17 protein-coding genes are annotated in these 13,407 nt (G+C 65.3%); all 17 read left to right on the top strand.

The features are described from left to right. Positions 1-447, top strand: a 447-nt coding sequence (locus tag F7Q96_RS26950) for a terminase small subunit-like protein (protein WP_170266015.1), incomplete at its 5' end; no start/stop codon positions are given. Next, positions 398-1,939, top strand: a complete 1,542-nt coding sequence (gene terL / locus F7Q96_RS25930) for a phage terminase large subunit (protein WP_151023567.1) — start codon at positions 398-400, stop codon at positions 1,937-1,939. The genes F7Q96_RS26950 and terL, both read left to right, overlap by 50 nt. 26 nt (positions 1,940-1,965) lie before the next feature. Then, positions 1,966-3,504: a DUF1073 domain-containing protein gene (locus F7Q96_RS25925; RefSeq protein WP_226994979.1), complete on the top strand. Its 1,539-nt coding sequence runs from the start codon at positions 1,966-1,968 to the stop codon at positions 3,502-3,504. Next, on the top strand, positions 3,410-4,087 hold the full coding sequence (locus tag F7Q96_RS25920) for a phage head morphogenesis protein (RefSeq protein ID WP_249041729.1): 678 nt from the start codon (positions 3,410-3,412) through the stop codon (positions 4,085-4,087). The genes F7Q96_RS25925 and F7Q96_RS25920 overlap by 95 nt, the downstream gene beginning before the upstream one ends. 3 nt (positions 4,088-4,090) lie before the next feature. After that, positions 4,091-5,428 (top strand): DUF2213 domain-containing protein, encoded by a 1,338-nt coding sequence (locus F7Q96_RS25915; RefSeq protein WP_249041728.1) that lies wholly within the window; start codon positions 4,091-4,093, stop codon positions 5,426-5,428. Between the two features lie 10 nt (positions 5,429-5,438). Next, positions 5,439-5,933 (top strand): structural cement protein Gp24, encoded by a 495-nt coding sequence (locus tag F7Q96_RS25910; protein ID WP_151023563.1) that lies wholly within the window; start codon positions 5,439-5,441, stop codon positions 5,931-5,933. Positions 5,934-5,946: 13 nt separating this feature from the next. Continuing rightward, positions 5,947-6,981, top strand: coding sequence for a DUF2184 domain-containing protein (locus F7Q96_RS25905; RefSeq protein ID WP_053824297.1), 1,035 nt, complete (start codon positions 5,947-5,949; stop codon positions 6,979-6,981). A gap of 9 nt (positions 6,982-6,990) precedes the next feature. Further along, positions 6,991-7,365 carry an STY1053 family phage-associated protein gene (locus tag F7Q96_RS25900; protein ID WP_053824296.1) on the top strand — a complete coding sequence of 125 codons (375 nt, stop codon included), beginning with the start codon at positions 6,991-6,993 and terminating at the stop codon, positions 7,363-7,365. 8 nt (positions 7,366-7,373) lie between these two features. Further along, complete coding sequence (locus F7Q96_RS25895) at positions 7,374-7,760, top strand: DUF4054 domain-containing protein (RefSeq protein ID WP_053824295.1); 387 nt, start codon at positions 7,374-7,376, stop codon at positions 7,758-7,760. A gap of 26 nt (positions 7,761-7,786) precedes the next feature. Then, positions 7,787-8,266, top strand: coding sequence for a phage virion morphogenesis protein (locus F7Q96_RS25890; protein ID WP_151023561.1), 480 nt, complete (start codon positions 7,787-7,789; stop codon positions 8,264-8,266). A 2-nt stretch (positions 8,267-8,268) separates the two neighbouring features. Continuing rightward, positions 8,269-8,640, top strand: a complete 372-nt coding sequence (locus F7Q96_RS25885; RefSeq protein WP_151023559.1) for a hypothetical protein — start codon at positions 8,269-8,271, stop codon at positions 8,638-8,640. Positions 8,641-8,643: 3 nt separating this feature from the next. Next, entirely contained in the window at positions 8,644-9,237 is a 594-nt protein-coding gene (locus F7Q96_RS25880) for a phage neck terminator protein (protein WP_151023557.1), read from the top strand. Positions 9,238-9,246: 9 nt separating this feature from the next. Beyond that, entirely contained in the window at positions 9,247-10,722 is a 1,476-nt protein-coding gene (locus F7Q96_RS25875) for a DUF3383 domain-containing protein (RefSeq protein ID WP_151023555.1), read from the top strand. Positions 10,723-10,733: 11 nt separating this feature from the next. Continuing rightward, the gene (locus F7Q96_RS25870; protein WP_053824290.1) at positions 10,734-11,177 is read left to right on the top strand and encodes a phage protein; all 444 of its coding nucleotides are present in this window, start codon (positions 10,734-10,736) and stop codon (positions 11,175-11,177) included. A 2-nt stretch (positions 11,178-11,179) separates the two neighbouring features. Beyond that, entirely contained in the window at positions 11,180-11,638 is a 459-nt protein-coding gene (locus F7Q96_RS25865) for a phage tail assembly chaperone (protein WP_151023553.1), read from the top strand. Positions 11,639-11,676: 38 nt separating this feature from the next. Continuing rightward, the gene (locus F7Q96_RS25860) at positions 11,677-11,823 is read left to right on the top strand and encodes a DUF6889 family protein (RefSeq protein ID WP_395830463.1); all 147 of its coding nucleotides are present in this window, start codon (positions 11,677-11,679) and stop codon (positions 11,821-11,823) included. Beyond that, positions 11,813-13,407: mannosyl-glycoprotein endo-beta-N-acetylglucosamidase (locus tag F7Q96_RS25855; RefSeq protein ID WP_249041727.1), on the top strand; the 1,595-nt coding region annotated here is incomplete at its 3' end. The genes F7Q96_RS25860 and F7Q96_RS25855, both read left to right, overlap by 11 nt.

The following is a 13,407-nucleotide window of genomic DNA, read 5'->3' as shown; positions in this document are numbered from 1 at the left end:
GTCTGCGAGCGGATCGCGGGCGGGGAGAGCGTTCGGAAGATCTGCTCCGATCCCGATATGCCGGATCGCCGGCTCATCAATCGGTGGATCGCCGCCGACGAAGGTCTGCGCAAGCAGTATTTGGACGCATGCCGGGCCCGGACCTACTTCTACGGCGAGGAAATCGTCGACATCGCGGATACCTGCCGAACAGGCATCAAGACCGTCGTGAAGGAAACAGCCAACGGCACGTTCACCGAGACGACGGAAATCGACCTGGTTGAGCGCGCCCGGCTGCAGATCGACACTCGCAAGTGGGTCATGGCCCGCATGAATCGCGTGGACTTCGGCGACCGGGTAACCCAGGAGCACGTCGGCAAGGACGGCGGTCCGATCGAACAGAAGACGACGGTGGTCGATGAACGCGAAGTCCGAGACATCGTCGACCGAATCGAGGACGAATACTGACCTCGAGCTGGCGGTCATCAGAGCGAAGTGCGAGCGGGATCATCTGTTCTTCAGCCGCTACTTCTTCAAGCACCGCCAGGGGATCAAGTTCCGGGTCAACTGGCACCATGCGCTGATCGCGGATGCCGTGCAGCGCGTGATTGACGGCGAGCTGAAAAACGTCGTCATCAACGTGCCGCCGGGCTCGTCCAAGACTGAGTTGGTGGCGATCAACCTGATTGCCCGCGGCCTGGCGCTGAACCCGCGTTCGCGGTTCCTGCACATCTCGTACTCCGACGACCTGGCGCTGCTCAACAGCGAGACGGCCCGAGAGATTGTCGGGTCGGACGAATTTCAGGCCCTGTGGCCGCTGGCCATCGCTGACGACGCCAAGTCGAAGAAGCGGTGGAACGTCATGGTCGACGGCCGCAAGGCTGGCGGCGTCTATGCGGTATCGCTGGGCGGCCAGATCACCGGCTTCCGGGCCGGGCACATGGCCGAGGGTTGGCAGGGCGCGATCATCATCGACGACCCGCTGAAGGTCGAGGACGCCTACAGCAAGACGAACCGCGACAAGGCGAATCGCAAGCTGCTGTCCACGGTCAAGAGCCGGAAGGCCAACCCGGACACGCCGATCATCGTCATCATGCAGCGGCTGGCCGAGGAAGACCCGACGGGCTTCATCAAGGCTGGCAAGGTGCCGGGGCATTGGGAGTTCATTGAGATCCCGGCCCTGATCACCGACGACTATGTCGCCCAACTGCCCGAGCGCATCCGCGCGATGGTCGAGCCGAGCGACAAGGACCCCGACGGTCGGTTCAGCTACTGGCCCTACAAGGAGCCGCTAGCCGACATGCTCGAGATGGAGCGGGCCGACCGGTACGTCTTCAGCGGCCAGTACATGCAGCGCCCGAGCCCGCTGGGCGGCGGGATCATCAAGAGCGCCAACTTCGGCCGCTACGCGGTGGTGCCGGAGCTGGTCAAGCGCGTCATCTATGCCGACACGGCGCAGAAGACCGCCGAGCGGAACGACTACAGCGTCTTCCAGTGCTGGGGCTTGGGCAAGAACGGCCGGATTTACCTGCTGGACCTGATCCGCGGCAAGTGGGAGGCACCGGAGCTGCGCCGCCGAGCGATCGACTTCTGGAACAAGCATCTGCCGCTGGGCATGCCGCACGGCGCCGCGCTGGTGAAGATGCGGGTCGAGGACAAGGCCAGCGGCACCGGCCTGATTCAGGACATCCGGGAGAGCGGCGGCATTCCGATCGAGGGGATCGAGCGCGACAAGGACAAGCTGACGCGCGTCATGGACGTGGTGAGCTACATCGACTCCGGGTACGTCTACATCCCGGAATCGGCGCCATGGGTGAGCGATTTCGTCCAGGAGTGCGACGCATTCACCCCGGATGACACGCACGCGCACGACGACCAGATCGACCCGCTCGTCGACGCCATTAACGACCTGCTGGCCTCCGGCCGGGTCATCGATACCTGGGCAAGGCTCGCACAATGAATCGCACAAAACGAAAGGCCGCAACGATGGCGCACAAGGCCAATGTTGCGGCTTCCGCCAATGCGAAGCGCTGGGCCAGCGGCGACAGCTTCCAGAACTTCGAGGCCCGCGTTGGCCTCGGCACGGCCAATCAGGCGTCGCAGTACACCTACGGGTTCGACTTCATCAGCCGCAATCGCGTGCAGATGGAGGCGATGTATCGCTCCTCGTGGATCGTTGGCCAGGCGGTGGACGTCGTCGCCGATGACATGACCCGGGCCGGCGTGGACCTCGACGGTGACCTGGACCCGGGCGACCGCAACAAGCTGACCGCCGGTTTCGAGCGCATGGCGCTGTGGGACCGGATCAACGACACGATCAAATGGGCTCGCCTGTACGGAGGCGCGCTGGCGGTGATGCTGATCGACGGCCAGAACCCGTCGACGCCGCTGAACCCCGAGAGCATCGGGCCGGGGCAGTTCAAGGGCCTGTTCGTCATGGACCGGTGGCTGGTGCAGCCGACCCTGACCGATCTGGTCAAGGAGATGGGCCCGGACATGGGCATGCCGCGCTACTACGACGTGGTGGCGGACAGCATGGCCCTTTCGCGGCAGCGGATTCACTACAGCCGGGTTCTGCGCATCGACGGGGTCGAGCTGCCGTACTGGCAGAAGATTGCCGAGAACCTGTGGGGCCAGTCGGTCATCGAGCGGTTGATTGACCGCCTGGTGGCGTTCGACAGCACCACCGTGGGCGCCTCGCAGTTGGTCTACAAGGCCCATCTGCGCACGATCTCGATCAAGGACTTGCGAACCATCATCGCGGCCGGTGGCCCGGCGATGGAAGCGCTGCTCAAGAACGTCGACATGATCCGCCGGTTCCAGTCGAACGAGGGCCTTACCCTCATCGACGCGGACGACACGTTTGAAGCCCATCAGTACAGCTTCTCGGGGCTGGACAACGTCCTGATGCAGTTTGGGCAGCAGCTGTCCGGTGCGCTGGGCATCCCGCTGGTGCGGCTCTTCGGCCAATCGCCGGCGGGCCTGAACTCCAGCGGTGAGTCGGACCTGCGGACCTACTACGACAACATCAAGCAGCAGCAGGAGCGCCGACTGCGTGCGCCGCTGACGCGGCTGTTTGACGTGCTGATCCGGTCTGAGATCGGTACCGAGCCGCCGGAAGGCTTTGCCTACAGCTTCACCTCCCTGTGGCAACTGTCGGACACCGAGAAGGCGAACAACGCCAAGACGACGACGGAAGCGGTGGTAGCCGCCTACGACGCCGACCTGATCGACCGGCCCACCGCCATGAAGGAGCTGCGGCAGGCAAGCCACAGCACTGGCGTGTTCACCAGCATCTCGGACGAAGCGATCGAGGAAGCGGAGAACGAGCCGCCGCCCGCGCCTGAACTGGAACTGCCCAATGCTGATGACCCGAACAACCGACAGGAAGCGTCGGAAGAATCCGGTCAGGCTCAGCGGGCCGGAAAGGCTGTACAGGACGCAGCTACGGCAAGTCGCCCAGCAGGTGGGCGCGCTCGTCAATGGCTTTCCGCCTGGCGATCCAAGCGCCACGCCGACGATTGAGCAGCTACTGCGGCGGTATGCCGAGGCCCTGACACCTTGGGCTGAGGCGACCGCCGCTCAGATGCTCGCGGACGTCAACCGGCGCGACGAACAGGCGTGGATGTCCCACGCCAAGGAACTGTCCCGGGAGCTGCAGCAGGAGATCCGCTCGGCCCCGACTGGCGCGACGATGCGGACGCTCATGGCCGAGCAGGTCGGACTTATCAAGTCCATCCCGATCGAGGCCGCAGAGCGAGTCCACAGGCTGACGATCGAGGGGCTGGAGAACAGCACGCGGGCGTCGGAGATCTCCAAGGCGATCCAGGCATCGGGCGAGGTGGCCAAGAGCCGCGCGGACCTGATCGCCCGGACTGAGGTTGCCCGGACCGCTTCGGCACTGACCGAGGCGAGGGCGCTGCACGTTGGCTCGCCGGGCTACTTCTGGCGGACCTCCGGCGACTCGGATGTCCGCGACTCGCACCGAAAGATGAACGGCCAGTTCGTGCGCTGGGACGACCCGCCGACGCTGGACGGAATGACGGGGCACGCCGGGCAGTTCCCTAACTGCCGGTGCTATCCGGAGCCAGTGATTCCCGAGGATTGATCGATGGCAATGCGCCACTACACCGTGCACCGGCTTGGCCCGAAACGCGCGCTGACGCCTGAAGGCTTCTTGCTGTGCGAGGACGTCCCTGTCGCCCGCACCGGCGAGATGCTGTACGGCCCGGGAGAGGTTCCCGTGGAGCCCGGTCCCGATGGCCTGATCCGGATCAGCCGGACGCCGGACGAGGTGTTCCGTCCCGAGACGCTGGCGAGCTGCATCGGCAAGCCCGTGACGCTGGACCACCCTGAGGACTTCGTCACGCCGGCCAACTTCGCCGCGCTGGGGAAGGGCTCGATGCTGAATCTGCGCCGCGGCGCCGGCATCGAGGATGACCTGCTGATCGCCGACCTGCTGATTACCGATCAGGCGGCCATCGACGCGATCCAGAACGACGGCATCGAGGAGGTCAGTCTCGGCTACGAGGCGGACTACGAACAGGTATCACCCGGCCGCGGGGTACAGCGGAACATCGTTGTCAACCACGTAGCCCTCGTCGAGCGCGGCCGGTGCGGTCCGCGCTGCGCGATCGGCGATAAGGAACCCCAAGACATGAAGACCAAAGACAGCAAGACGAAGGGCAAGCGAACCTGGCTCGACCGCCTCATGACGGCGATGAAGGCCAAGGACGAGGCGGCCATCGAGGAAGCCATCGAAGAAGGCCAGACGGCCCTCGACGAGGAATCCGAGGAAGAGCGCGAAGCCCGCGAGGCCAACGAAAAGGAAGGGAAGACGGGCGACGCGGCGCTGCTGCGGACCATCCTGAAGCGCATGGATGCGCAGGATGCGGCCATCGCGGCGCTGGGCAAGCGCAAGGCCAAGGACTCGGAGAAGGAAAAAACCGACGACGAGGGCGAGGACGACGATGAAGGCAAGTCCAAGACCGGCGACGAAGGTGACCTGACCGAAGCCGAGACGGCCGCCAAGCTGAGCGAAGAAGACGTCGACCTGTACACCGGCGACGCTGCCGCCAGCATCCCGTCGCGCGCCGAAATCCTCGCGCCCGGCGTCAAGCTGCCGACTCTGGACGCCAAGATGACCACCAAGGACCGCGCTGCCGCCCTGTGCAAGTGCCAGCGCAAGGCGCTCGATCTGGCGTACCAGACGGAGGCCGGCAAGAAGGCGATCAGCCCCTTCCTGGGCGGCAAGACGGCCGACTTCAGCAAGCTGCCACCCGCTCTGGTGCATGCCGCCTTCATGGGTGCCAGCGAGATGGTGAAGGCGCAGAACAACGCCGGTGCGAGCCGCGGCGCCGCGCCGACGCGCGACTTCAGCAAGGTCAAGACCGTGGCCGACATCAACGCCGCCAACCGCAAATTCTGGGCCGACCGGTCCGCCAACTAAGGAGTCCCACATGGGCAACGCAATCCTGTATCGCATGCCTTCGGGCATTCCGGGCGACATCTCGCGCCAATCGCAGGCAACCGTCGAGCCGCAGATCTTCGATCCGGCCCTGCCGTTCCCGGGCTACGGCGTGTTCGGCAAGCTGGCCGCCGGCAAGTTCGTGCCGATCGCCAGCGGTGACGCCGCGGCTGTCGTCTACGGCCTGCTGGTGCGTCCGTACCCGACCACCGGCGGCGCCGGTTCGGAGCCGGTTGGCACTGCCACCCCTCCGACGAAGGGCGTCTGCGATGTCCTGCGCCGCGGCTACATGACCGTCAAGAACAACGCTGGCACCCCGGCGCTGGGCGGCCAGGTGTACGTCCGCGTGGCTGCCGCCGCTGCTGGCAAGCCGATCGGGGGCATCGAGGCTGCGGCGGATGGCACCAACACCATCGCGGTGACCGGCGCCATCTTCATGAACGGTGGCGATGCCAACGGCAACGTCGAAATCGCCTTCAACATCTAAGGGGCTACCCAGAATGAGCAAGCACAACAAACTGCTGCTGGCCACCGCTGCCGGCATCGCCATGTCGGCCCCGTCGATCATCCGCGCGCGCACGCGCGACAGCATGCTGACGTTCGACAGCCGCACCATCGACAGCACCGGCGCGTTCCTGATCGGCGAGCTCGAGCGGCTGGACCAGACGCTGCACATGCCGCTGGCGTCGGTCACCTGGTCGCGCGACATCGACCTGCGCGAGGATGTCTCGATCGCCGACGAAACCTCGTCGTTCACCAATTCGACGTTCGCTGCCGCCGGTGGCGCGTCGCCGAACGGCAAGTCGTGGATCGGCAAGGATGCCTCGGCCATCGCCGGCATCGCGCTGGACATCGGCAAGACCGCCAACCCGCTGACCCTGTGGGGCATGCAGATCGGCTGGACCATTCCTGAGCTGGAATCGGCCCAGAAACTCGGCCGTCCGGTGGACCAGCAGAAGTATCAGGGCATGGTCCTGAAGCACAACATGGACGTCGACGAGCAGGTCTACATCGGCGATCCGGTGCTGGGTGTCACCGGCCTGGTGAACAACGCCGCTGTCGGCAACCTGGCCAATGCCAAGGTCGGCAACTGGGCCACGGCGACTCCGGACGAGATCCTGGAGGACGTGAACGAGCTGCTGACCAGCGTCTGGGCGGAATCGGCCTATGCCATCTGCCCGCGCGAACTGCGCCTGCCGCCGGCGAAGTTCGGTATCCTGGTGAGTAAGAAGGTGAGCGACGCGGGCAACATCAGCGTGCTCGAGTACCTGAAGCAGAACACCATCTCGAACTCGATCAACGGCCAGCCGCTGAACATCCAGCCTCTGAAGTGGCTGTATCAGCGTGGAGCCGCCAACGCGGACCGCATGGTGGCGTACACCAAGGAGCAGGACAAGGTCCGCTTCCCGATGGTGCCGCTGCAGCGCACTCCGCTCGAGTACCGCGACATCCGCCAGCTCACGACCTACTTCGGTCGTCTGGGCGTCGTGGAAGTCGTGTATCCCGAGACGGTCGGCTACCGCGACGGCATCTGAGGGGACGACATGGCAAAGGTTAAAATCCATGTCGCCAAGCCCTTCAAGCTCCTGACCGAGAAGGGCGAGCCGATGCACTTCGGCGTCGGCAACCACACCGTCGATCAGGCGGTGGCCGACCACTGGTTTGTCAAGGCGCACCTCGACGGCGAGAGCGCCGGCGGCGACACCGAGGCTGCGGCCGACGAGTTGCTGGCCGAGCTGGAGGCGAAAGCCAAGGCAGTGCAGGCAGCCGAGGCGACGTTGGCCGCGCGCGAAGCCGAACTGGTCGAGCGCGAGAAGGCCGTAGCAGCGCGCGAGCAAGCGCTCGACGCGAAGCAGGAAGCGGAAGCGAAAGCCAAGGCGGAAGCCGAGGCCAAGCCGGCCGCCAAGACCTCCAAGTAAGGTGAGCCGTGGTTGACGTTGCCCAGTTCAGACAGGACTTTCCCGAGTTCTCGGATACGACCAAGTACCCGGATGCCGTCGTCCAATTTTGGCTGACGGTGTCCGTGTCGCTGGTCGATCCGTGCCGCTGGGGCGACCTGACGAATCAGGGCATCGAGCTTTGCACCGCTCACCACCTCGTCCTGGCGGCCCGCGATGAGCAGGCTGCCGCGGTCGGAGGCATCCCGGGCCAGATGACCGGCCCGCTCTCTTCAAAGTCCGTCGACAAGGTCAGCGCCGGCTATGACACCGGCGCGGCGACCATTGACGGTGGCGGGTTCTGGAACTTGACCACCTACGGCGTGCGGTATCTCACCCTCGCCAGGATGATGGGCGCCGGCGGCTTCCAGCTGTAGCGCGTTCGCCCATCGGGAGCATTCCCATGGGCACCATCAAGGTCGATCGGCTGAAGGAAGTCCTGCAGTCGATCAACGGGCTCGTCCAGAAGCAAGTTCTGGTCGGGATTCCCGACAGCGCACCCGAGCGCGACGACGATGCGCCTCTCAGCAACGCGGCCATCGGCTACATCCAAGAAACCGGCTCTCCAGCCAACAACATCCCGCCACGGCCGTTCCTCGTGCCCGGCGTGGAAGACGCTACGGCGAAAGTAACGCCCCACCTGCAGAAGAGCGTGGAGGCGGCGCTTGACGGCGACCTGAGCGGCGCCGAGCGTCGGATGGGTTCGGCTGGGCTGGTAGCCCAGAACAGCGTGCGAGCCAAGATCAACAGCGGTATCAAGCCTGAACTGAAGGAATCGACTCTGGCCGCGCGACGGAGCCGAGGTCGCACGGGCACGGTGCCGCTGATTGACACCGGCCAGCTGCGCAACTCGATCACCTATGTGATCAGACGGAAGAAATAGCCATGGCGCTTCTCGACGTCGTCGACGTGATCCTCGACCCGGACTTCATGGACACCGGGCTCGTGTGCAACCGGATGACGCAGACGGTGGACGAGCGCGGCCGCGCAGTCAATGCGGTCACGGCCATCCCGTTCTCCGCCGTGGTCACCAGCGATCAGGGCGACATCCTGCAGCGCCTCGCCGAGGGAAGCCGAATCGTCGGCTCGATCCTCGTACACACGACGCTGCGGCTGCGCGACGGCAGAGACGGCGCCGATGCCGACGAAATCGTCTGGCGCGGCCGGGCCTACACCGTGGCGAAGGTCAACGACTACAGCCACTTCGGGCGCGGATTCGTCTGCGCAACCTGTGACATCAAGCCTCTCTCGGGGTAACGCATGGCAAACGACAGCTCGACCGGCGGGTATCTCTCGCCGGCCGTCGCGTCGCCGCCGCTCGAAGACGATGCACTGGACGACCTGCTGCACGACCTGGTCGCTGGCGTGACCGGGTTGCCGGGCGACATGGTGCGGCCGCGATGGCAGCCGACGGTGCCGAAGCAGCCCGAGCCGTCGGTGAACTGGTGCGCGATCGGCGTCACGGTGCAGACCAACGATGCAGGTCCGGCGATCCAGCATGACCCGACAGGCGACGGCAGCGACGTCTACCAGCGGCATCAGGACATCGAGTTGCTGTGCACGTTCTACGGCCCGGCAGCGAAGGGCTACGCCCAGATGCTGGTCGATGGTCTGTCCATCCCGCAGAACAGCGAGCAACTTGGCCTGAACGACATGAAGTTCGTGTCGGCAGGGACCATCCGCGCCGCGCCCGATCTGGTCAACCAGCAATGGGTGCGGCGATACGACGTCACCGTGGCGCTGCGCCGCAAGATTACCCGGACCTACCCGGTCCTCAACCTCCTGTCCGCCCAGGTGAAGACCGAGACTGACTCGGTGCCACCACTGGACGGAACCATTGATATCCACCAGTAGAGGACGACCATGCCCAACGGATTGCCGGTGTCGCGGCTGATCGACGTCACCATCAACATGTCGCCGCTGGCGGCGCAGGGTGCGAACCTGAACTCGGCGCTGATCCTTGGCGCTTCGGCCGTGATCGACACCGGCGAGCGGATGCGCTCGTACGGCGCGATCGACGCTGTAGCCTCGGACTTCGGCACCTCGGCGCCCGAATACCTGGCGGCGCTGCTGTACTTCCAGCAGACCCCGCAGCCGTCGCAGCTCTACATCGGCCGCTGGGCGAAGGCCGCCACGTCGGGCTCGATTCGGGGCGGCGCGCTGTCGGCCGCCCAGAAGGACATCACCGCCTGGAAGGCGATCGCCAACGGCTCGTTCAAGATCACGATCGACGCGACGGTCAAGACGCTGTCCGCGCTGGACTTCTCCGGCGTGACCAACCTGAACGGCGTCGCAACGATCATCACCACGGCGCTGGCCGGCGCGACCTGTGTCTGGAACGGTACGCAATTCGTGGTCACGTCCCCGACCACGGGCACGACCTCGAAGGTCAGCTATGCCACGCCGACGGGCACCGGCACCGACGTCTCGGCCATGCTGGGCCTGACGAGCGGCGTCGCTTCGGTGCCGGTTGACGGCATCGCGCCCGAGACGCCGGATACGGCTGTCGCGCTGTTCCTGGACCGGTTCTCGAACAAGTTCCTGGGCCTGATGTTCGCCGACACGAGCCTGACGAACGCCCAGCACGTGGCGGTGGCCAGCCTGATCGAGGCAGATCAGCGTCATCTGTACGGCGCCACGACGCAGGAGCCGCTGGCGCTGGACCCGACGAACACCACCGACCTGCTGTCGACGTTCAAGGCGCTGGGGCTGAAATACTCCTTCGCGCAGTACTCGAGCTCCAGCCCGTACGCCGCCGCGTCGATGTTCGGCCGCTTGCTGACGACCGACTTCAACGCGAACAACACCACGATCACGCTGATGTACAAGCAGGAGCCCGGCATCGTGCCGGAGAGCCTGACCAGCAGCCAAGCCGACGCCATCCAGGCGAAGAACGGCAACGTGTTCGTGGAGTACAGCAACGACACGGCGATCATCCAGTACGGCGTGACGCCGAGCGGGATCTTCATCGACTCGGTCTACAACTCGATCTGGTTCCAGAACCGTATCCAGACCGACGTGTTCAACCTGCTGTACCAGTCGCCGACCAAGATCCCGCAGACGGATGCTGGAAACGCCCTGATCGCTGCGACGATCGAGGCCGCCTGCGATGCCGCGGTGAACAACGGCTATCTGGCCCCGGGCGTCTGGAACTCGGGTGGCTTCGGTGCGCTGCGCCAGGGCGACACGCTGGCCAAGGGCTACTACGTCTACGCGCCGCCCATCGCGCTGCAGTCCCAGGCTGACCGGGAAGCGCGCAAGTCGGTGTCGTTCCAGGTTGCCGCGAAGGAAGCCGGAGCGATCCACACCGTGGACATCCTGGTTAACGTGAACCGCTGATAGGGGAAATCATGTCCGGAACGTATTCGTTCATCGACGTACAGGCGTCGCTGGTGGGCCCCGGTGGCGCCTTCCAGCTCGGCTATGGCGAGGCCACGGCCGAGGAAGGCATCACGATCGCCACGGCGAACGACAAGAACACCATGACCGTCGGGTCGGACGGCAGTGTCATGCACAGCCTTCGGGCCGACAACTCCGGCCAGATCACGCTGCGCTATCTGAAGACGGCCCCGATCAATCGCACGCTCATGGCGCTGTACAACGCCCAGAAGATCGACAGCCGCCTGTGGGGCAAGAACGTCATCACCGTCACGCAGTCGGTGGCCGGAGACATCGCCACCGGCATCCAGTGCGCGTTCAAGAAGGTCCCGGACCTGAACTACGCCACGGAAGGCGGGATCGTCGAATGGGTGTTCGACGCCGGCCGCATCGAAGAAATGCTCGGGACGTACTGACCATGGCGACGCAGATCGAACTGAACGGCCAGGAATACTCGCTCGGCCGCATGAGCGCGATGCAGCAGTTCCACGTGTCGCGCCGCATCGCGCCACTCATCCCGACGCTGATCCCGGTGTTCCTCAAGCTGAAAGGAAAGGCGCGCGTCTCCGAGGGGGGCAAGATTTCGGACGATGCGCTCGCCGAGATCGCGGAAGCGCTGCAGCCCCTCGTAGACGGTCTGGCGCAGCTCAAGGACGAGGACGCCGAGTACGTCATCGGAGCATGCCTGTCGGTCGTGCAGCGCAAGCAGCCGACCGGCTGGGCGCGGGTCTGGAACGGCGGCCTCATGTTCGACGACATGGACCTGGCGACCATTCTTCCCTTGGCGGTGCAGGTCATCGCGGCCAACCTCTGGCCTTTTATTCAAGGCCTGCTTACCAGCCAGCAGAGCGGGCCGGAGGCGACACAAGCTGGCTGAGAACGCTCCCGGGCGGCGAGGACTGGCTCTTGACGCCGGTGGCCGAGGGCTGGTGCAAGTACGAATCCCTGCTGGACGGCACGCTCGGTCTTGAGGACATCGCCCTCATGAACGACGCGATCGCCGTTCGCAGCGACAACATGGCGGCCGCCCGCCACAGGCTGGAAGAGAACAATGGCAGATAGCGCCGTCATCCGCGAGTTCTTGGTCGCGTTAGGATTCAAGGTCGACGAAAAGGGGCTCAAGAACTTCAACGCCGGGGTAGAGCAGGCCACCAAGGGCGTCATTCGCCTGGTCAGCACGATCCAGGGCGCGGCGCTGTCTGTCGGTGCCGGCGTCTCGGCCTTCGCCTCGAAGCTCGAGCGCCTGTACTTCGTCTCGCAGCGTACGGGCGCCGCGGCTACCAGCCTGAAGGCGTTCGAGTACGCCGCCCGCAATCTGGGCGTGTCGTCGGAAGCTGCGTTCGGCACAGTCGAGAACCTGGCTAGGTTCCTGCGCAACAACCCCGCCGGCGAGGGCTACCTCGCCACCATCGGGGTCCAGACGCGGGATGCGAATGGCCAGCTGCGCGACACGGTCGACATCCTGGCCGATGTCGGCAAGGAACTGGCGCAGAAGCCGACGTGGCTTGCCAACCAGTACGGCCAGATCCTCGGAATCGACGAGAACCTGCTGCTCGCCATGCGCAATGGCGACTTCGGCAAGTTCATGCAGCAGTATCGCCAGATGTCTAAGACCGCCGGTCTGGACAAGGCCGCGGAGGACTCGCACGCCTTCATGATCGCGCTGCGCGATCTCGGGACGACGTTCGAGAACTTCGGCGTGCGCGTTCAGCGCGCGCTGCTACACAAGGTCGGCCCGCAACTGGAGCGGTTCAAACGGTGGTTCGACGAGAACTCGCCGGCCATCGCTGATCGAGTGGCCAAGATCGCTGAGGCGGTGCTGTCTGCCGCCGCGGCAATGGGTCCGCCCATCGGGTGGATCGTCGATCGATTCATCGAGCTGGACGGATTGACGGACGGCTGGTCGACCAAGATCCTGCTGCTGATCGGCGCCTTCAAGGTGCTGGGCGGATTCCAGATCATCTCCGGCATCTGGAAGATGGTGGCGGCCGTCCGCGCGCTGGGCGCCGCGAATGCTGCTGCGGCCGCGGCTGGTGCCGCTGGTGCCGGTGCGGGCGGTGCTGCAGCCGGCGGTGCTGCAGGCATCCTGTCGCGCTTCCTGCCGTGGCTGGCGAAAGCCGGCGGCGCTGCCGCGCTGCTGTTCCATAGCGGCCGCCTGAACGATGGCGAGGAAGCCGAGTTAGCCAGACGCCGGGCCTCGGCACAGGGGCAAGGCAGCCTCGCCGACACGCCGTTCGGCAGGCTAATTGCCAGTGGCGAGGGTGACTACAACAGCGTCAACCGCGGCGCCAAGGGCGGCTACAAGGCTGGCACCGAGAATCTGGAGGGCATGACCGTTGCTGAGGTCATGCGCGCCCAGCAGGAAGGGCAGTTCAACGCCGCCGGCCGGTACCAGATCATCAAGACTACCCTGGCGGATGCAGTCAAGAAGCTGGGGCTGACGGGCTCGGAGAAGTTCGATCGCGGTCTGCAGGACCGGATTTTCAGCGAGTACCTGGTTGGCTCCAAGCGGTCGGCCATCAAGGACTACCTGACCGGCGCCAGCGATAACATCGTCGCCGCCATGCAGGCCGCTGCCCGGGAATGGGCCAGCGTGGCCGACCCGGCGACGGGCAAGAGCTTCTACGATGGCGTCGGCAACAACCG

Source organism: Cupriavidus gilardii, assembly GCF_008801915.1.
GTDB classification, from domain to species: domain Bacteria; phylum Pseudomonadota; class Gammaproteobacteria; order Burkholderiales; family Burkholderiaceae; genus Cupriavidus; species Cupriavidus gilardii.
This window is presented reverse-complemented; position numbering and strand designations above follow the sequence as displayed.

Excerpts from the sequence above, each read along its gene's own strand:
- F7Q96_RS25870 (WP_053824290.1), top strand. The coding sequence starts at position 10,734 with ATGTCCGGAACGTATTCGTTCATCGACGTACAGGCGTCGCTGGTGGGC.
- F7Q96_RS25905 (WP_053824297.1), top strand. The coding sequence starts at position 5,947 with ATGAGCAAGCACAACAAACTGCTGCTGGCCACCGCTGCCGGCATCGCC.
- F7Q96_RS25900 (WP_053824296.1), top strand. The coding sequence starts at position 6,991 with ATGGCAAAGGTTAAAATCCATGTCGCCAAGCCCTTCAAGCTCCTGACC.
- F7Q96_RS25880 (WP_151023557.1), top strand. The coding sequence starts at position 8,644 with ATGGCAAACGACAGCTCGACCGGCGGGTATCTCTCGCCGGCCGTCGCG.
- F7Q96_RS25885 (WP_151023559.1), top strand. The coding sequence starts at position 8,269 with ATGGCGCTTCTCGACGTCGTCGACGTGATCCTCGACCCGGACTTCATG.
- F7Q96_RS25915 (WP_249041728.1), top strand. The coding sequence starts at position 4,091 with ATGGCAATGCGCCACTACACCGTGCACCGGCTTGGCCCGAAACGCGCG.
- F7Q96_RS25925 (WP_226994979.1), top strand. The coding sequence starts at position 1,966 with ATGGCGCACAAGGCCAATGTTGCGGCTTCCGCCAATGCGAAGCGCTGG.
- F7Q96_RS25910 (WP_151023563.1), top strand. The coding sequence starts at position 5,439 with ATGGGCAACGCAATCCTGTATCGCATGCCTTCGGGCATTCCGGGCGAC.
- terL (WP_151023567.1), top strand. The coding sequence starts at position 398 with ATGAACGCGAAGTCCGAGACATCGTCGACCGAATCGAGGACGAATACT.
- F7Q96_RS25890 (WP_151023561.1), top strand. The coding sequence starts at position 7,787 with ATGGGCACCATCAAGGTCGATCGGCTGAAGGAAGTCCTGCAGTCGATC.
- F7Q96_RS25865 (WP_151023553.1), top strand. The coding sequence starts at position 11,180 with ATGGCGACGCAGATCGAACTGAACGGCCAGGAATACTCGCTCGGCCGC.
- F7Q96_RS25875 (WP_151023555.1), top strand. The coding sequence starts at position 9,247 with ATGCCCAACGGATTGCCGGTGTCGCGGCTGATCGACGTCACCATCAAC.